The 507-nt window shown below is 45.0% G+C and carries 1 pseudogene; it reads left to right on the plus strand.

Going from position 1 to position 507, the window contains the following annotated elements:
* Nucleotides 1-507: pseudogene (locus R7O13_RS31195) on the plus strand (methyl-accepting chemotaxis protein); the annotation flags it as partial.

Raw genomic sequence — 507 nt, forward strand, 5'->3', positions numbered from 1 at the left:
AAGCGGAGCAAGACGTTATTGCTTCTAACCAAGAGTCTTTGGTTTTCCATAAAGACACTTTGGCGCGTATCGACGATCAAATTTACCCATTGCGCATCAGCGCGGTTTACGCAATTTACGATGCTTCTCGTCGTGAAACTTTCCTAAATGAGCTAAAAGCAGGCTTGAAACAAGTTGAAGCGGATCTAAGTGCGATCGAAGCGCGCAACCTGTTTCGTGAAGATGCGATTGAAGTGCGTAAAGCGATTGAAGCGTATGTGCAGTACTCACAGCGCTCTGTAGCGTTTTTCAACCAATACGATCAAGGTCTGAAATCAGACAACGAATACCGTGCATTTATTTCTGAGTACCGCCGTGTTGGTAACGAAATGGTGCAAGGCATCAACACTTTGTCTAAACACGTGAACGATCAAGCGGTTGAATCAACGGCAAAAAGTAACGCACAAAACGAGCGTGTTCAAACTAATGCGATGCTGACGGTTCTTGCAGTGTTTGTGTTCTCGCTTA

It is taken from the genome of Vibrio sp. Y176 (assembly GCF_033438945.1).